This is a genomic window from Sulfitobacter sediminilitoris, from assembly GCF_010667575.1.
Lineage (GTDB): Bacteria > Pseudomonadota > Alphaproteobacteria > Rhodobacterales > Rhodobacteraceae > Sulfitobacter > Sulfitobacter sediminilitoris.
In genome coordinates, this window is sequence record NZ_JAABNT010000003.1 from 361,272 (window position 1) to 377,357 (window position 16,086).

The following is a 16,086-nucleotide window of genomic DNA, read 5'->3' on the forward strand; positions in this document are numbered from 1 at the left end:
TTTACTCATCCGGGGAAACCAGCCCCAATCCACGAAGATAAATCCCAATTCCCGTTTCCAGCAGGTCTTCGGGCGGGAAGGGCGAGGCGCGGCCCGGAGAATTGCGGGCGAAAAGTTCAACAACACCATGGCTCATCGCCCAGATGTGTGCGCTGAACATGGAAGCGGGCGGGCGCTTGTCCTCGGGGATATGCTGGCTTAGGTCGGCGGCTGCCTTTTCCAGTACGCCATTGGCGCGGTTCGCGACCAGTGCCAGTTCCGGCGTTCGGTTCACAGATATGCCGCTCTCAAACATCGCGATGTAGTGACCGGGGTACTTGCGCGCAAAGGCAAGGTAGGCGCGGCCCGTTGCCTCAAAAGCCTTGAGCGCGGAGGGTTGCCCGGACTGATAGGCGTATTCCATCAGGTCCGCAAAAACCTCGTAGCCTTGCTGGGCTGCCTCCGCGATCAGCGACTCGCGCCCATCGAAATGTCGATAGACTGCCGCTGGCGTGACACCCGCCTGCTTGGCCGCCTCCGACAGGGTAAAGCCCATTGGTCCACGCGCCTCAATCAGCTCAAGCGCTGCGGCGACCAATGCCGCACGCAGATTGCCGTGATGATAGCCCTTCTTAGGCATCCCAGATGTCCGGTCCGCCGCAGATACCACTATCGATATGGCCGATAGCCTTGGCGTCCTTGCGGGTATAGTCAAAGGCGTGCAGCACCGTTTTGATCGCGTTCAGCCGCGCACGCCGCTTGTCATCCGACCGTACGACGGTCCACGAGGCATGCCTTGAATGACTGCGGCTCAGGGTTTCCTGAATGGCGTCCGAATAGGCATCCCATTTCGCAAGCCCCTTCACGTCGATGCTGCTCAGCTTCCACTGCTTGAGCGGATCGCTTTCCCGCGCCAGCATCCGACGCAGTTGTTCTGCCCGACCAACGTTGAGCCAGAACTTGAACAGATGGATGCCTTCATCCACCAGCATTTTTTCAAAGGGGCTGACCTGCGTAAAGAAATGTTCGCGCTGTTCCGGGGTGCAAAAGCCGAAAACATGCTCCACGACACCACGATTGTACCATGAACGGTCAAAGAACACGATCTCTCCTGCGGAGGGTAAGTGTTTGACGTAGCGTTGAAAGTACCACTCGGTCTGTTCGGTCTCTGTCGGTTTTGACAAGGCCACGACACGGGCCGCACGGGGGTTAAGGTTGGACCGGAACCGGCTGATCGTCCCGCCTTTGCCCGCTGCGTCGCGCCCTTCGAACACGCAGGCAATCCGCGTGCCAGACTCGCGTGCCCAAGCCTGCAGCTTGACCAGTTCGATCTGCAACCGCTCCATCTCTTTTTCATAGACCTTGCGCGCCATCCGTTCAGAATGCGGATAGCTGGCCGTCAGAATATCGCTTTTGTCTGCACGTTTGACCGCTGCGCGGATGTCTGCGGGTGCTTCAGTCTCGAAATAGGCGCTGATCGCGCCGTCAAAGGGCAGGTCCATTGGGCCTCCGATAGGGGTAACGTTTATCTCTATATGGGATGTTAATCGGATTAACGCAAACCTGCACGGGCTGCCGCGCGGTCAATTGCAGTCACGACCTTCTCAGGTGACGTATGCTGCGGCATGTGCCCTTCTCCCGGCAGAACGGTCAGGTTTCCATTCGGCACGTCGCCCATCAGGACCTCAGCGTGGATCTCAAGCGGCACAATCGTATCGGCATCGCCGTGTATCGCCTCAATGGGCATCTCCAGAGTGCCATAGCTCTTTCGCATTTCAACCACATGCGGGCGCAACGCGTTCACCTGCTGCGCATTCGCGCGGGTGCTTTCGCGGCGCAGCGTCAGTCCTACACCGATATGATCTGCATATCCTTCCGGTGCTTCCTGTGGCGCAAAGATACTCTCGATGCTGGAAGAGACATAGCTTTGCGGGACAAAGGCGGTGATCAGCGGGACAAACAGCGCACCACCCAGCGTCGAGCCGTTGACAGTGTACGTCCAGCCCAGTTCACCGGGCCACGGCTCTGCCACGGCTGAAACAAGGACCAGCGCTGCTGTGTCTTCGGGCCGCGACAGCCCCCACGCCAGCGCGACGATCCCGCCAAAGGAATGGCCCAGCACGATGGGGTTCTTCACCCCGATCTGATCGGCTGCCTTTTGCAGCAGTCCGGCCTGTTCCAGCGGTGTTTCCTCGGTGTTGTTCCATGCGCCGCCATACCCGGGCAAACGACCGGTCCAGCCGAGGCCGGGACGGTCAAACAGGATCAGGCGGTACCGGTCCGTCAGCCGGTCGGTAAACCCCAGCGTGAAGTCGTTAAGGTTGCCGCTTGCCCCGTGGATCAGCACCAGATCAGGGCCGGACCCCATGACTTTGTAATGGACTGGGACGCCATCGACCTCGATGATCTCGTTCGCCGGTGGATTGTCACGCACCGCCTGTGCCTCGCGCACGCCCGCGCGCCATTGCGTCACCGCCATAACGCCAAGGACAAGAATCAGGGAATAGAGCATGCCGCTCCTCATGTTACGCCTGTCCAATCTGGTCCAGATCAAAGGGCGTGGATTGGTATATCTCGTTGATCCAGTTGCCATAAAGAAGGTGTGCATGGCTGCGCCAGCGGTTGGTAGGCGGGCGCGATGGGTCGTCGTCGGGATAGTAATTGCACGGCACTTTGATCGGCGTGCCTGCGGCGACGTCGCGGTCGTATTCCTGCTTGAGCGTGTCACTGTCGTATTCGAAGTGGTTGAATACATAGAGTGCGCGGTGCTTGGGGTCTTCGATCAGGCAAGGGCCGACCTCGTCACTGCCAAGCAGGGTGATCAGGTCGGGATGCTGGTCCACTTCCTCTTGCCGCATCTCGGTCCACCGGGATACCGGCATGACGCATTCGTCAGAAAACCCGCGCAGATAGGGCGAGGAGGGCACGAGGTTCTTGTGTCGGAAGCAGCCAAATGCTTTGTGGTCAAGGATGTGTTTCTTGACCCCGTGGAAATGGTTGATCATTGCCATGCCACCCCAGCAAACACCAAAAGTGGAATGCACGTTGGTCTGCGTCCAGTCCATGACTCGTGTGAGTTCCGCCCAATAGGTCACTTCGTTGAACGGCAAATGCTCAATCGGCGCGCCCGTGATGATCAAGCCGTCGAACTTCTCGTCCCAGACTTCGCTGACCGGACGGTAGAAACTCTCCATATGCTCGGCCGCAGTATTACGGGTCTGGTGATCCGACATGCGCAGCAGGCTCAACTCGATCTGCAGCGGCGTCGCCCCGATCAATCGCGCGAACTGGTTCTCGGTCTGGATTTTCTTGGGCATCAGGTTCAAAAGCGCGATGCGCAAGGGCCGGATGTCCTGACGCCCTGCCGCATCCTCGTCCATCACCATTACACCTTCGCGCGTCAGCACGTCGAAGGCGGGCAGGTTGGAGGGAAGCTTGATAGGCATGTTAAGATATTCCGTGGTTGACTTGGTTAGATAGTCCGCAAGACCAAACCTGCCAAGTGGCGGGCAGTCACAAGCGGGAGAGCGCGGTTAGCCGCTGAGGCAATCAGCGATCAGATCGACAAAGTCGGCTTCGGAGGTCAAGGCGCTGATCTGATCTGCGGTGACCGTTACGCCCCATTTAGACATTGCCGCATAGCGAGGCTGCCTGTGTGACAGCGCCTGTGCATAGGTCCAGCGGATGAAGTCATCGGGATCAACTTCGGCCTCCGAGCAGTTGTTTTTGCTTAGATAATCATCCCAAACCTTGGTCAGAAATTCTGGCTGATAGGCCATGGGCTTGGGCGCCCGGTCAAAGCGGCGGATCAACTCTTGTGTGTGAGCCTCGTCGCCTTTGATCCAGACCAGCAGGCATTCATGTGAAAGCTCCTGCATCAGGGGATCGTTCGGATCCTCTGCATCGACCCACTCGCAGATTGACCCGCCGGTATCACAAATGAAATGATCATAGCCATAAAGCCGTTGGGCCCGCTCTGCGAAATGTCCCGTATCGCGCAAAGCCGCGATCTCCCCCTGTCGGAAGGCTTCTTGCCGCCGCTGGTATTCCGCCATCGGCAGACCGCCCTTTTCCGGATTGCCCGGTTTACCAAGCCACGTGGCGACAGGCGACAGGTTTTCAAAGGTAATGTTCGAGCCGATATAGATGCTGTCCGACAAAAGAAGATCGCGTAGGAACGGGACCTTCATCGCCTCTGCCTTGGCATTGTCGGCGATCAATTCGCCCAGATATCGCGTGCCGATCCGGTAATCGATTGAGTAGTGGAACCAGTCACCAGATGCGCGCAAAAGTCCGCTGAGATGCGTTTTGCCAAGCCCTGACATTCCGAACACCAGCACTTTGCGGCGCGGCGCATCGCGCCAGTCTTGGGCAGAGGAATACAGCATGGGGCAGGATCCGGTTGCAGATTGGTTTCGACCTACCTAGCGCGAAGCCCCAACAGACGCCAGATGCGCCCGTCCAGCACCGAAAGACCAAGGGCAAGCAGTGCAAATCCGCCATAGGCAGCCGGGCGCAACGCCTCGTCCAGCAAAAGCGCGCCCAGCACAATTCCAAAGGGTGGGATGAGCAGTGTCACAAGCATCAGATTGCCGCTGCCCGCCATGGCAAGGACACGGTAATACAACAGATACGCCAAGGCAGTGCCGAGGATCGCGTAATAGCCGATGGCGGCCATCGTGCGAGGCTGAAGATCAAGCGTGACCGGCCCCTCGATCCACCACGCCAGTGGCAAGATAACCAAGGTTGCACCCGTCACCATGCCTGCTGCTGCGACCTGTGGCGGCTGGCCTGAAAGCGTTTTGCGAGCCCAAACGGATGCTAGCGCGTATGAGATCGTGCCGCCGATGACGGCAAGCTGCGCCAGCGACCGGATGTCGAAATTTCGCAGGTTCTCCAGTCCGATCGCCGTGGCGACACCGGCAAAGCCCAGCAAGACGCCAAGCGCCTTGCGCGAGGTAATCTTTTCATCGGCAAAGAAAATCGCGGCGGTGATCACGCCGAAAATCGCCGTGGCCGCATTCAAAATCGACGTCAGACCGCTCTCGATATAGAGCTGACCCCATGCCATCAGGCCAAATGGGATGACATTGTTCAAAAGGCCCATACCCAGAAAAGCGCCCCAGATCCTTGGATCGCGCGGTATTGGCAAGCGGATCAACAGAACAACGCCCCATAATACGATGGCAGCCCAGCCTACGCGGTGCACCACTGCAGTCATCGGCCCGACTTCGTCCAAAGCGACGCGAATGGATACAAAGGACGCGCCCCATATCGCTGCCAACAGCAGCATCTCGGTCCATGCACGGGTAGAGATGGATTTCTGTGTCATGACAATGGCCTAGGACGGCTGGCAAAAAAACGCCGACCCGTTTCATGCGGTTTTGCGCGTCTCGGACCAAATATTCAGATAGTTGCCCGCAAAAATTATGATTGCGCCAACAAAGACCCAAGGATCCAAAGCCTCGCCATACACCAGCATCGCGACGATCGCGATGATCGGCAGGCGGGCGAAATCGACCGGGGCGACCACGGCAGCAGGGGCCAATGAAAGCGCCTTGGTGATGCAGAAATGGGCAAGCAATCCACAGATACCCACCAGCAGAAGCCATGGCAGATCCGGCACCGTCGGAACAGCAATATCGCCATCATATCCGGCTGTGATTAAACCGAAAACAAGCTGAAAGAACGTCAGATAGAACATGATCGCGGTGATGCTTTCACTGCGCGTCAACCGTTTCGTAAACACATATGTCAGCGCAAAGAAGATGGCGCAGGACGCCGCTGCAAGTATTCCACCATTGATCGCCGCCATGTCGGGGCGGGAGACGATCAGAATACCGATGAAACCCATCACCGCCACCGTGCCGCGTACCAGTGTCAACCGCTCGCCCAGTAGGAAAACAGACAACACGATTACCCAAAGGGGTGTTGTAAACTCAAGCGCAAAAACCTGTGCCAACGGAACTGTCGTCACGGCAAAAAACCATAAATTCTGACCGGTGAAGTGAAAAACGTTTCGGATCAGATGCGTTCCGATGGCCTGACGCCCGATCTCATGCCGGGTGCCGGTGACGGTGGCAAAGATCAGTACGATCAAAAAGCCAAAGGCCGACCGCCACATCATGATCTCGAAAGTATCGAACGTGTCGCCCAGTTCGCGCCCGGCGATCGCCATCGCTGTGAAGCTGATGATGGCCCCCAGCATCCAGGACGCAGCGCGGATCGTTGGGCTCATTCTAAGCCTTTTACGCTGTATTCCCGTGCAATGCCTTTGGTTTCGGCGGCCCAATCTGAATTTGATGCGCGTTCCTGATGCGCCTTGAAGGCGCCAGCGTCGGTAAACTCCTCGGCCACGGACCAGATCAAAGGATCGTCCGTCGCCTTGACCTCAAAAGACACGCAGCCGGGTTCGGCACGTGTCAGGCGGATGTGTTCATCCAGCGCCGCGCGCACCCGTGATGCTTCATCCTCGTTTGCACAGCGCAGATAGCCGCAAAGGGTCACTCCCATTCGATGGTACCCGGCGGTTTTGACGTGATATCGTAGGTCACCCGGTTAATCCCCGGCACCTCGTTGATGATCCGCGTTGCGGTCTCGCCCAGAAATTCGTGGCTGAAAGGGTAGTAATCCGCTGTCATGCCGTCGACGCTTGTGACAGCGCGCAGAGCACAGGCAAAATCATACGTCCGCCCGTCGCCCATCACACCAACCGTACGTACCGGGAGGATGGCACAGAACGCCTGCCAGATTTCATCGTACAACCCGTGCTTGCGGATCTGATCAATATAGACCGCATCCGCCTCGCGCAGGATATCCAGCTTCTCGCGGGTGATTTCACCGGGGCAACGGATCGCCAGGCCAGGGCCGGGAAAGGGGTGTCGGCCAATGAACGAAGGCGGCAGGCCAAGTTCGGCACCCAGCGCACGAACCTCATCCTTGAACAGCTCGCGCAGCGGCTCCACCAGCTTCAGACCCATTTTTTCAGGCAGGCCGCCGACGTTGTGGTGGCTTTTGATCGTGACTGACGGTCCGCCTGAGAAGCTGACGGATTCGATCACATCAGGATAGAGCGTGCCTTGCGCAAGGAATTCCGCCCCGTCGATCTGATCGGCGTATTTCTGGAAGACGTCGATGAAAAGCCCGCCGATGATCTTGCGCTTGGTCTCGGGATCCGACTGACCTTCAAGCTTGCCAAGGAAAAGTTCTGTTTCATCCGCATGGATCACATGCAGGTTCATATGGTCGCAGAACATGCCGACGACTTCTTCGGCCTCGTTCTTGCGCAGCAAACCGTGATCCACGAACACGCAGGTCAGCTGGTCGCCCACGGCTTCGTGAATAAGCGCGGCCGCCACGGACGAATCGACACCGCCGGACAGCGCGCAAATCACCTGCTTGTCACCGACCTGCTCGCGGATGGCCGTGACCGCCTCCTCACGGTAGGCGCTCATCGTCCAGTCGCCCTTAAATCCGGCCAACCGAACGAAATTCTCGTAAAGCTTTGCGCCGTTTGGCGTGTGGTGGACCTCTGGATGGAACTGCACCGCGTAGAAATGCCGGTCCTTATCGGCCGTGATGGCGAAAGGCGCATTCGGCGACGTGCCATAGACCTTAAAGCCCGGCGCGATTTTACTCACATGATCGCCGTGGCTCATCCAGACCTGTTCCTTGTCAGTGGCAAACCACCCCTGCAGAAGATCAAGCTTTTCAGCCTCTGGCGTCACGTAGGCGCGACCGAACTCAGCGGTCTTATGTCCGCGCTCCACCTTGCCGCCCAGCATATCCATCATGACCTGCTGACCGTAACAGATGCCCAATATCGGAACGCCAATCTCAAACACTTTTGCCGGCGGACGCGGTGCACCTTCGGAAAACACCGATGCCGGACCGCCGGAAAAGACCACGGCCTTGGGTTTGAATTCATCCAGAAAGGCGTCATCGACCGTATTGAACGGGTGAATTTCGCAAAACACATGCAGTTCGCGAAGACGCCGCGCGATCAGCTGGGTCACCTGGCTGCCGAAATCAATGATCAGCAGGCGGTCATGGTCGGAGGGGGTGAGGATTTCTGTCATATCGCCTGATTAGGTGGCGTTGCGGCAGGTGGCAAGAGCGTGATTGGCTGACAGCCCCCAAACAGACCGGACATTGGGGGCCATCCCGCAAATGCTGGAACGATTTCAGGCCAAAAAGACAAGCACGCGGGGCGATGTCGCTTTTCACCCTTATAGGACGGTATCTGCTGCAGCGTTGGTCATGGAATAGGATAGCAGAAGGCAAATTCTGACTTTCAGGGGAACGACAATGGCGGAAAGAGCACGGCGCGGACGGGGTGGCGGTGGTGCAGCACGGCGCGCGGAGCGCAGTGCGGTGTCCTTCGAGACGGCCAAGTTTATTGAACGGAACATTCCGAACTTCGAGGTGCTGACCGAAGAGGCGCTTGAGATCATTGAGCACAACGCAGAGACGGTGCTGGAGGAGATCGGAGTCAACTTTCCGGACAACCCGGCAGCCATTCAACGCTGGCGCGATGCCGGCGCCGACATTGACGGGGAACGTGTGCGCATTCCACGCGGGCTGGCCCGTAAACTCTGTGCCACGGCCCCGTCCGAATATATCCAGCACGCGCGCAATCCCGACCGCAATGTCGTGGTGGGCGGCAAGAACCTTGTCCTGGCACCGGTATATGGTCCGCCTTTCGTGCGGGACGCGACCGGTGGGCGGCGTTATGCCACGATGGAGGACTTCAACAAGTTCGTGAAGCTCGCCTACATGTCCAAATGGCTGCACCATTCGGGCGGTACGGTTTGCGAGCCAACCGACCTTCCGGTTAACAAGCGTCACCTTGATATGCTCCATGCGCATATGACGTTGAGCGACAAGCCTTTCATGGGATCGGTGACAGAGCCATCTCGGGCGCAGGATTCCGTGGATATGTGCAAGATCCTCTTTGGGGATCAGTTTGTTCAGGAAAACACGGTGATGACCTCGCTCATCAACATTAACTCGCCGATGACTTTCGACGATGTGATGATGGGCGCATTGGAAGTCTATGCGCAGAACAATCAGGCCTGCATCATTTCCCCCTTTATCGTCGGTGGTGCGATGGCGCCGGTGTCGGTGGCGGGTACGTTGACACAGGTGTTGGCCGAAACCCTCGCGGGCATCGCCTATTCACAGCTTTGCAAGCCCGGCGCACCGGTCATCATGGGGGCCTTTGTGACCTCGATCGACATGAACTCCGGCGCACCGACCTTCGGCACGCCCGAAGCTGCCCATATCACCTACGGTGCTGGCCAGTTGGCGCGCAGGCTGAAATTGCCCTTCCGGTCGGCGGGGTCGTTCTGTGGATCGAAACTGCCCGACGCGCAGGCCGCCTATGAAACAGCGAACAGCCTCAACATGGGGCTGCTCTCCGGCGTCAACTTCATGCTGCATGCCTGCGGCTGGCTTGAAGGCGGTCTTGTCAGCTCTTTTGAAAAGTTCGTGATGGACGCCGATCAGCTGGGCACATTGCACCATCTCGCACGCGGCGTAGAGATTGATGAGAACGCCCAAGCGATGGATGCCATCCGAGAGGTCGGACCGGGCGGCCATTATCTTGGGTGCGCACATACGCAAGCAAACTTCAAAGCGGCCTTCTGGAAATCCGACCTGTTGGACTACAAGCCCTTCGAGACATGGGAAGACGAAGGCGCGCGCGACACGCAAGCGTTGGCTTCGATCCGGGTCGAGAAAATGCTGGGCGATTACCAGCAGCCCCCCATGGACCCCGCCATCCGCGAGGCACTCGATGCCTTCGTGGCGCAAAAGAAGCTGGCGGAACCCGACAGCTTCATGTGACCTTAGTCAGAGGCCTGCGCCGCCTTGAGCACGCGGGCCTCTGCCACCATGGCGATCAGAACATCCAGATGCCGGATCAGGCTGTAGCTTGCATCCGAACATGTGCGCTGGTCTTCCAGCATCGCCTCCATCTCCATCAGTTTCATCAGCGCTTCGCCCTGACGTGGGAGCACACCGTAACCAAGCAGCCGGGGCAGATGCGCGCTGCGTCGGTACTCCTGCGCTCCGATCCGTGCAGCCCGCATCATCAGGCGCGGGCGGTGCAGGGCGTTGAGCATGGTGAGAATATCTTGCATGGCAATGGTCCTTCCTGTGTGGATAAAAAAGCCACGAGGGCCTCGGTTTCCACACAGCATGACACAACCTGTAAGGGTGTTGCGTGGCGCTGAATACGGGCGCACGGCGGTTTTAAAACTTTTTATGTTTTAGAAACAATGATTAAGAAACTGCCGCATTTTAACCAACAGGTAATAAATGCATCTTTGGGTTGTGTGGAAAAGTCTGTGGACAAATTGCGCAAATGGGCACTTATCAAGGGGAACGGGAATGACGACAACGCGCGACATGATGGGTTTTGAAGGACCCGGTGGAATGCCAGGCTGGGTGCCTGCAGGGGCGCTCCACTACATTGCGCATACTGAGAAAGGACAGCCTATCCGCGCCTTGGCGCGTCAGGCGGGCTGCCATGCCTCAACGATCCTGCGCCAGATCCGAAAAGTTGAAATGCGCCGCGACGATCCACTGGTAGATGCCGCCCTGCGCAAGCTGGGCGCTGCCAGCACGCCGTCTAAACCACAGAAAACAGAGCCCAAACAGGAGATCACCAAACCGATGACATCCAAGCCACAGATCACCATGCCGGATGAAGAAACGTTGGCACGCGAAGCTGCGCGCGTTTTGCGGCGTCTGTGTGAGACGGGGGCGGTGCTGGCGGTGGCGGCAGAACTCGACAAGGCTGTCGTCGTGCGTGATATGCCCGGCGGTACATCTGCACGCACAGCAGTTGTTGACGCACCAATTGCTCAGGCCATGGCGCTGAAGGACTGGATTACGCCAGCGAACACGGGACGGATCATACGCTATCATATCACATCGTCTGGACGCAGCGCCCTGACCGGGTTTCTTGACCGCTTCGGCGTGCCACAAGACGCCGCCAGCAAGGCTGTTCAACCGGGCGAGGCCGATGCGGCCGATCGTCTTCTTGGTGATGGCGCGACAAACGCGCGTGCCCGCTACGCTTTGGGGGAAAGCCCGCTCAGCGCGCTTGCACGGCGTCGCGACAGGGATGGCACCCCGTTTCTGGCAGAACAACTTGTCCATGCGGGCGAGCGTCTGCGCGAAGATTTTGAGCTGGCCCAAATGGATGGCAGCGTCACTCAGAACTGGGACCATTTCCTGACGGCAGGCATCCAATCAGGTTCAACCAATGGCGGCACCTGCACCGGCGCACCGGCTGCGGCGCGCGGACGCGTACAGGCGGCACTACAGAACCTTGGTCCTGGGCTTTCCGACGTGGTGTTGCGCTGCTGCTGCTATCTTGAAGGACTGGAAACAGCGGAGAAACGTCTGGGTTGGTCCGCGCGCTCCGGCAAGATCGTCCTGCGCATCGCATTGATACGGCTTAAGCGTCATTATGATGAAACGGTGGGACCAGGCGGGCCGCTGATCGGGTAACCGTGGGCAGAGGTGAAAGCTTTGCCATTGGTCATGGCCAGTTCTTTGCTTGCGGACGATGGTTTCACATTTCTGGTCAACGACTGAGATTTATCAATAAACTTGGATCGGCACATGTAGAATAGTGTTGGAAATAGGTGCCGCTTTGGATTGTATTGCAGAGTAGTGGGTGCCGTGTTCTGTGCGCTATTCTGGAGAAGGTCAAAATGGTCCAACCTTTTTGCTTTGGTCGCTATATGCGTGCCTTCTGGATCATGCAGATCAGTGCAATCGCGATACTGCTCAACGTGAGCGCAGCCTCGGCTGAATCGCGGCATCGCTTCTATTTTGATACTTTTGCCGGCGTCTTGACCGAAAACCGCTTTTACGAAGTCTTCGACCCGTCAGAACTCAAACTTGCAAGCTCTGGTTTGCTGGGCGTTGGGATCGGATGGGAGCGGCAGATATCAGACAGCCGCTTTCATCTTGGTCTCCAATTCCAGGCAGTGGCCCACGCAGGCCGACAGGATCATCTGGAATTCAATCTGCCGGTGGTTCTGCGCTATGTGCCGCCCCGTCCGGTGCCGCGCTGGCTCAAGAGCGCGTCATTCGGGTTGGGATTATCCCATGCCACCAAGGTGCCCCAAGTTGAATTGGACAGAACAGGGGAATCGCAGCGCACGTTTGCCTATTGGCTGGCCGAAGTCGAAGTGTCGCTGCCGCGTTCAGACAACAGCATGTTTTTCCGGCTACACCACCGGTCAGACGCCTATGGCGGGTTTGAGGCGAACGGCGGATCAACCGCGCTTGCCTTTGGCTGGCGCGTGCCGTTCTGATTGACAGCGTAGAACAGACCCGCGTCCGCATCGCCGCATAGCGGCATTGCGCCGCCCGGGGTTTTGTTGGCTGACTAATGTGTTAGATAAGGCACAGCCAATCGGAGACCCATCATGCGTGATCTGAAAATACCCGAACAGCGCCACCCGGAAAAGGCGCGCAAGCCCGACAACGCCCAGCCCAAGAAACCCTCTTGGATCAGGGTCAAGGCACCGGGCGGGAAGGGCTATGCCGATACCGCCAAGATCATGCGCGAGAACAAGTTGGTCACGGTCTGCGAGGAAGCAGGCTGTCCCAATGTCGGCGAATGCTGGTCACAGGGCCACGCCACCATGATGATCATGGGCGAGGTCTGTACCCGCGCCTGTACCTTCTGCAACATCGCCACTGGCAAGCCGCCAGAGGCACTGGACGTTTTCGAGCCGGGTCGTGTCGCTGACGCGGTCGCAAAACTGGGGTTGAACCACGTTGTCATCACCTCAGTGGATCGCGACGATATAGAAGACGGTGGGGCAGAGCATTTTGCCCAGACCATCCGCGCCGTGCGCCACCGCAGTCCCGAGACAACGATTGAAATCCTGACGCCCGACTTCATCCGCTGTGGCCCCGAAGCGCTTGAAATGGTGGTCGAGGCCCGTCCCGATGTCTTTAACCACAACCTCGAAACCGTCCCCGGTCTCTATCCAGAGGTCCGCCCCGGCGCGCGTTATTTCCACTCTTTGCGCTTGCTGCAGCGGGTCAAGGAACTCGACCCTTCGATGTTCACCAAATCCGGCATCATGGTGGGTCTGGGCGAGGACCGTCAGGCGGTCATTCAGGTGATGGAGGACATGCGCGCCGCTGACATCGATTTCCTGACCATCGGCCAGTACCTGCAGCCCACGCCCAAGCATCACCGCGTCGACCGCTTTGTGCATCCTGATGAGTTTGCTGCCTACGAAAAGGCTGCTTATGGCAAGGGGTTCCTGATGGTCTCCGCAACGCCACTCACCCGGTCATCCTACCATGCCGGCGATGATTTTGCCCGCTTGCGAGAGGCGCGGAACAAGAAGCTGGGTTTGGCTTAAGGGACGGCTGGCACCGCCTTGAGATAGGCCGCAATCGCGGCGCGGTCGCTTTTGGGCAGCTTTGACAGGTTCGTCACAACGGCCGCCATCGACCCGCCCACGCTGTCGTAGTCTGGTGTGAAACCGCTTTCGAAATAATAGACCAGATCGCTTTCCGCCCAATCCAGCTTGCCGGGCGTGATGTTGGGGATCTCACCCTTCCCGGACGGGTTGGGCGCACCTGCCAGCCACATGTCGCGGTCCAGTCCGCCCAATGCGTTCCGCGGCGTATGACACTCGCCGCAATGGCCTAACGCCTCGACCAGATACCGCCCGCGTTCCAATTGCTCGGACCGATCTCCGGTCAGCACAGGATCGTCTGTCATGTACATTTGCTTCCAAAGGCCCAGACCCCGACGGATGTTGAAAGGAAAGCCTACGTCATGGGCTTTGCTCGGTACGTCCGAGACAGGCAAGGTCTGCATATAGGCGTAAAGATCGCTAACGTCTGGTGCCGTCATCCGCTGGTAGGACGTGTAGGGAAACGCAGGGTAATAGTGGTCTCCATCAGGCGATACGCCCTTGGTGACGGCACGGGCAAACTCCGCAAGGCTCCATCCGCCGATGCCTTGCACCCCCGGTGAGATATTGGGGGCATAGAACGTTCCGAAATCGCTGGCAAAGCTATGGCCGCCCGACAACATCTGCTTGTCTTCCGCACCCGGTGCCGTGTGGCAGGACGCACATCCCGCAGCGGCAAAGACCAGTGCGCCATTCTCGACATCAGCCGTGTGGCCTGCAGCGAAATCGTCCTCAAGCGGGGCAGGGGCCGTCAGAACCCATGCCCCGACTGCGCCAACGATGACGCAGATAGCAAGAATGCGAACCGGTGTTTTCAAGGCCTATTCGTTCTTGGGACCGCGATACTTCTCATGGCAGCCTTTGCAGGATCCGCCAAGGTCACCCATACCGGCACCCACGGCCGCCGCATCGGACGCATCAATCAGCGCAGCCGAGGCATCAGCCAGCGCCTCAAACTTTTCAGCAAAGCCATCTGGATCGCTCCAGATTTCCGCCTTGGCGCGCGTACCGGCGGTTGCACCCTGTTCCGTTCCTTCAATCCACAAAGACGCCCGATCCAGCTGCGCCAGTGCGTTCAGGTTCTTGGCGGCCGATGACACCATCGCGGCATCATATTCCATCTCACCCTTGGCGACCGCGCCAAGTATGCCGATGCTGTAGCCCACGATTTGCATCTGGTGTTGGCGCGCCGCGACAGCGGGATTCAGTTTTTCCGATGAATGGCTGCCAGCAATGCTGGCCGTTGCGATGACCGCAACCCCAAGGCCCAGGGCCATGGTTGATTTCATAAACAAATTCATAGTGTTCTCCAAATGTTCACGTAGGATCAACGTTGGCTACACCTCAGCCTACACCAGACCAAAAAAACCGCACTCACATTTGTGTGAACAGGCGGCGGCCTGCCTCAGAATTTGCGCGGGATACGTTCTGCAGTGGCCCACTCCGGCCACCAGCCCATCCATTCGATCCCCCAGATTACTGCAGCCACGGCGATGATTCCGAACACCAGTTTGACCCGCGCCGCCGAAGGCGGATGACGCGCCCATTTCGACATTCTAAGCAACCAGATCGGGTTCATTCGAAGCGGACCTTGCCAATGTAGGGCAGGTTGCGATTGCGCTGCGCAAAGTCGATGCCGTAGCCTACGACGAACTCGTCCGGGATTTCGAACCCGGTCCAGTCCGCTTTCATATCCACCTCACGGCGCGAGGGCTTGTCCAGCAGGGCAATGGTCCGCAGCTTGGCGGGCTCACGGGATTTCAGCAGCGCTGTCACGTGGTGCAGCGTATGGCCGGTATCCACGATATCTTCCACAACCAGCACATCGCGCCCTTCAATAGCGCCGCGCAAGTCCTTGAGAATGCGCACTTCCCGGCTGCTTTCCATCCCGTCACCATAGCTTGAGGCCTCAAGGAAATCGACCTCGATCGGCATGTCCAGTTCGCGGACCAGATCGGCGATGAATACGAAGGACCCACGCAAGAGCCCGACAACCACAAGTTTATCGGTGCCCGCGAATTCGCGCCGGATCTCACGGCACAAGTCCTCGATGCGCGCGGCAATCGACTTGGCCGAGATCATTTCGTCTATCACGTAGCGACGATCTGTCATGAAACTACCCGCCCTTAGCCCTTGAATTCGCGTGTCCAAACGGTGACACAGGGCTACCCTGAGCGCACCTGGAAAGCAATGCCGACCCATTCCGAAACCAAAGAACTGCCCTATACCGCAGATCAGATGTACGATCTGGTCGCGGATGTGGGCAAGTATCCCGAATTCCTGCCATGGACCGCCGCCGCCCGTATCCGGCGCGACGATGACATGGGCGATCACCGGATCATGGATGCCGACTTGGTCATCAGTTTCAAAGTATTCCGCGAACGGTTCACCAGCCGCGTTGTATTGTGGCCCGAACGGAAAAAGATCGACACTGAATACCTTGATGGTCCTTTTAAATATATGAAATCGGACTGGCACTTTGAGGACATCGATGGAGGGTGCAAGGTGCATTTCCATGTCGATTTCGAATTCAAGAATGCCATTCTGCAAGGCATTATCGGCGTCGTGTTCAACGAGGCAATGCAGCGCGTGGTGCGCGCCTTCGAAAATCGCGCCCACGCGCTCTATGGAACGGGGGCCTGAA

General features: G+C 58.2%; 19 protein-coding genes. 5 read left to right on the plus strand and 14 right to left on the minus strand.

What is annotated here, in order from left to right:
- Position 1: 1 nt before the first annotated feature.
- The 9 genes from GV827_RS07310 to guaA all read right to left on the minus strand — a co-directional run bounded on the left by GV827_RS07310 (position 2) and on the right by guaA (position 8,057).
- On the minus strand, positions 2-619 hold the full coding sequence (locus tag GV827_RS07310; protein WP_164353132.1) for a TetR/AcrR family transcriptional regulator: 618 nt from the start codon (positions 617-619) through the stop codon (positions 2-4).
- Positions 612-1,481, minus strand: coding sequence for a polyphosphate kinase 2 (gene ppk2 / locus GV827_RS07315; protein WP_164353133.1), 870 nt, complete (start codon positions 1,479-1,481; stop codon positions 612-614). The genes GV827_RS07310 and ppk2 overlap by 8 nt, the downstream gene beginning before the upstream one ends.
- 50 nt (positions 1,482-1,531) lie before the next feature.
- Positions 1,532-2,491, minus strand: a complete 960-nt coding sequence (locus GV827_RS07320; protein ID WP_164353134.1) for an alpha/beta fold hydrolase — start codon at positions 2,489-2,491, stop codon at positions 1,532-1,534.
- A gap of 13 nt (positions 2,492-2,504) precedes the next feature.
- Complete coding sequence (gene metA / locus GV827_RS07325; RefSeq protein WP_164353135.1) at positions 2,505-3,425, minus strand: homoserine O-acetyltransferase MetA; 921 nt, start codon at positions 3,423-3,425, stop codon at positions 2,505-2,507.
- Positions 3,426-3,512: 87 nt separating this feature from the next.
- Positions 3,513-4,367: an ATPase gene (locus tag GV827_RS07330; protein ID WP_164353136.1), complete on the minus strand. Its 855-nt coding sequence runs from the start codon at positions 4,365-4,367 to the stop codon at positions 3,513-3,515.
- Between the two features lie 32 nt (positions 4,368-4,399).
- Positions 4,400-5,311: a DMT family transporter gene (locus GV827_RS07335; RefSeq protein ID WP_235930266.1), complete on the minus strand. Its 912-nt coding sequence runs from the start codon at positions 5,309-5,311 to the stop codon at positions 4,400-4,402.
- A 42-nt stretch (positions 5,312-5,353) separates the two neighbouring features.
- Positions 5,354-6,217, minus strand: a complete 864-nt coding sequence (locus GV827_RS07340) for a DMT family transporter (protein ID WP_164353137.1) — start codon at positions 6,215-6,217, stop codon at positions 5,354-5,356.
- Positions 6,214-6,492, minus strand: coding sequence for a putative quinol monooxygenase (locus GV827_RS07345; RefSeq protein ID WP_164353138.1), 279 nt, complete (start codon positions 6,490-6,492; stop codon positions 6,214-6,216). The genes GV827_RS07340 and GV827_RS07345 overlap by 4 nt, the downstream gene beginning before the upstream one ends.
- Entirely contained in the window at positions 6,483-8,057 is a 1,575-nt protein-coding gene (guaA, locus tag GV827_RS07350; protein ID WP_164353139.1) for a glutamine-hydrolyzing GMP synthase, read from the minus strand. Before guaA ends, GV827_RS07345 begins: the two co-directional genes overlap by 10 nt.
- 229 nt (positions 8,058-8,286) lie before the next feature.
- Here guaA and GV827_RS07355 point away from each other — a divergent pair, with 229 nt between their 5' ends.
- On the plus strand, positions 8,287-9,825 hold the full coding sequence (locus tag GV827_RS07355) for a trimethylamine methyltransferase family protein (protein ID WP_164353140.1): 1,539 nt from the start codon (positions 8,287-8,289) through the stop codon (positions 9,823-9,825).
- 2 nt (positions 9,826-9,827) lie between these two features.
- Here GV827_RS07355 and GV827_RS07360 read toward each other — a convergent pair whose 3' ends face one another.
- Positions 9,828-10,121, minus strand: a complete 294-nt coding sequence (locus GV827_RS07360) for a DUF6477 family protein (protein ID WP_164353141.1) — start codon at positions 10,119-10,121, stop codon at positions 9,828-9,830.
- 250 nt (positions 10,122-10,371) lie between these two features.
- Between GV827_RS07360 and GV827_RS07365 the strand changes: the two genes are divergently transcribed.
- The 3 genes from GV827_RS07365 to lipA all read left to right on the plus strand — a co-directional run bounded on the left by GV827_RS07365 (position 10,372) and on the right by lipA (position 13,382).
- The gene (locus tag GV827_RS07365) at positions 10,372-11,499 is read left to right on the plus strand and encodes a DUF6456 domain-containing protein (protein WP_235930267.1); all 1,128 of its coding nucleotides are present in this window, start codon (positions 10,372-10,374) and stop codon (positions 11,497-11,499) included.
- Positions 11,500-11,705: 206 nt separating this feature from the next.
- Positions 11,706-12,314: a hypothetical protein gene (locus GV827_RS07370; protein ID WP_164353142.1), complete on the plus strand. Its 609-nt coding sequence runs from the start codon at positions 11,706-11,708 to the stop codon at positions 12,312-12,314.
- Positions 12,315-12,428: 114 nt separating this feature from the next.
- Positions 12,429-13,382 (plus strand): lipoyl synthase, encoded by a 954-nt coding sequence (gene lipA, locus GV827_RS07375; RefSeq protein ID WP_164353143.1) that lies wholly within the window; start codon positions 12,429-12,431, stop codon positions 13,380-13,382.
- On the opposite strand, the gene GV827_RS07380 is transcribed toward lipA, so the two are convergent.
- From GV827_RS07380 to hpt, 4 genes are all read right to left on the minus strand, one after another.
- Positions 13,379-14,260 (minus strand): cytochrome c, encoded by an 882-nt coding sequence (locus tag GV827_RS07380; protein WP_164353144.1) that lies wholly within the window; start codon positions 14,258-14,260, stop codon positions 13,379-13,381. The genes lipA and GV827_RS07380 overlap by 4 nt on opposite strands.
- A 3-nt stretch (positions 14,261-14,263) precedes the next feature.
- Positions 14,264-14,731 carry a c-type cytochrome gene (locus GV827_RS07385; RefSeq protein WP_204325764.1) on the minus strand — a complete coding sequence of 156 codons (468 nt, stop codon included), beginning with the start codon at positions 14,729-14,731 and terminating at the stop codon, positions 14,264-14,266.
- 116 nt (positions 14,732-14,847) lie between these two features.
- Complete coding sequence (locus GV827_RS23355; protein WP_204325765.1) at positions 14,848-15,021, minus strand: hypothetical protein; 174 nt, start codon at positions 15,019-15,021, stop codon at positions 14,848-14,850.
- Positions 15,018-15,554: a hypoxanthine phosphoribosyltransferase gene (hpt, locus tag GV827_RS07390; RefSeq protein WP_164353146.1), complete on the minus strand. Its 537-nt coding sequence runs from the start codon at positions 15,552-15,554 to the stop codon at positions 15,018-15,020. The genes GV827_RS23355 and hpt overlap by 4 nt, the downstream gene beginning before the upstream one ends.
- A 78-nt stretch (positions 15,555-15,632) precedes the next feature.
- Here hpt and GV827_RS07395 point away from each other — a divergent pair, with 78 nt between their 5' ends.
- Complete coding sequence (locus tag GV827_RS07395; RefSeq protein ID WP_164353224.1) at positions 15,633-16,085, plus strand: type II toxin-antitoxin system RatA family toxin; 453 nt, start codon at positions 15,633-15,635, stop codon at positions 16,083-16,085.
- Position 16,086: the final 1 nt, after the last annotated feature.

Excerpts from the sequence above, each read along its gene's own strand:
- GV827_RS07370 (WP_164353142.1), top strand. The coding sequence starts at position 11,706 with ATGGTCCAACCTTTTTGCTTTGGTCGCTATATGCGTGCCTTCTGGATC.
- GV827_RS07365 (WP_235930267.1), top strand. The coding sequence starts at position 10,372 with ATGACGACAACGCGCGACATGATGGGTTTTGAAGGACCCGGTGGAATG.
- GV827_RS07355 (WP_164353140.1), top strand. The coding sequence starts at position 8,287 with ATGGCGGAAAGAGCACGGCGCGGACGGGGTGGCGGTGGTGCAGCACGG.
- GV827_RS07330 (WP_164353136.1), bottom strand. The coding sequence starts at position 4,367 with ATGCTGTATTCCTCTGCCCAAGACTGGCGCGATGCGCCGCGCCGCAAA.
- GV827_RS07345 (WP_164353138.1), bottom strand. The coding sequence starts at position 6,492 with ATGGGAGTGACCCTTTGCGGCTATCTGCGCTGTGCAAACGAGGATGAA.
- GV827_RS07310 (WP_164353132.1), bottom strand. The coding sequence starts at position 619 with ATGCCTAAGAAGGGCTATCATCACGGCAATCTGCGTGCGGCATTGGTC.
- GV827_RS07340 (WP_164353137.1), bottom strand. The coding sequence starts at position 6,217 with ATGAGCCCAACGATCCGCGCTGCGTCCTGGATGCTGGGGGCCATCATC.
- GV827_RS07395 (WP_164353224.1), top strand. The coding sequence starts at position 15,633 with ATGCCGACCCATTCCGAAACCAAAGAACTGCCCTATACCGCAGATCAG.
- metA (WP_164353135.1), bottom strand. The coding sequence starts at position 3,425 with ATGCCTATCAAGCTTCCCTCCAACCTGCCCGCCTTCGACGTGCTGACG.
- guaA (WP_164353139.1), bottom strand. The coding sequence starts at position 8,057 with ATGACAGAAATCCTCACCCCCTCCGACCATGACCGCCTGCTGATCATT.
- GV827_RS07320 (WP_164353134.1), bottom strand. The coding sequence starts at position 2,491 with ATGCTCTATTCCCTGATTCTTGTCCTTGGCGTTATGGCGGTGACGCAA.
- lipA (WP_164353143.1), top strand. The coding sequence starts at position 12,429 with ATGCGTGATCTGAAAATACCCGAACAGCGCCACCCGGAAAAGGCGCGC.
- ppk2 (WP_164353133.1), bottom strand. The coding sequence starts at position 1,481 with ATGGACCTGCCCTTTGACGGCGCGATCAGCGCCTATTTCGAGACTGAA.
- GV827_RS07360 (WP_164353141.1), bottom strand. The coding sequence starts at position 10,121 with ATGCAAGATATTCTCACCATGCTCAACGCCCTGCACCGCCCGCGCCTG.
- GV827_RS07385 (WP_204325764.1), bottom strand. The coding sequence starts at position 14,731 with ATGAAATCAACCATGGCCCTGGGCCTTGGGGTTGCGGTCATCGCAACG.
- GV827_RS07335 (WP_235930266.1), bottom strand. The coding sequence starts at position 5,311 with ATGACACAGAAATCCATCTCTACCCGTGCATGGACCGAGATGCTGCTG.
- GV827_RS23355 (WP_204325765.1), bottom strand. The coding sequence starts at position 15,021 with ATGAACCCGATCTGGTTGCTTAGAATGTCGAAATGGGCGCGTCATCCG.
- hpt (WP_164353146.1), bottom strand. The coding sequence starts at position 15,554 with ATGACAGATCGTCGCTACGTGATAGACGAAATGATCTCGGCCAAGTCG.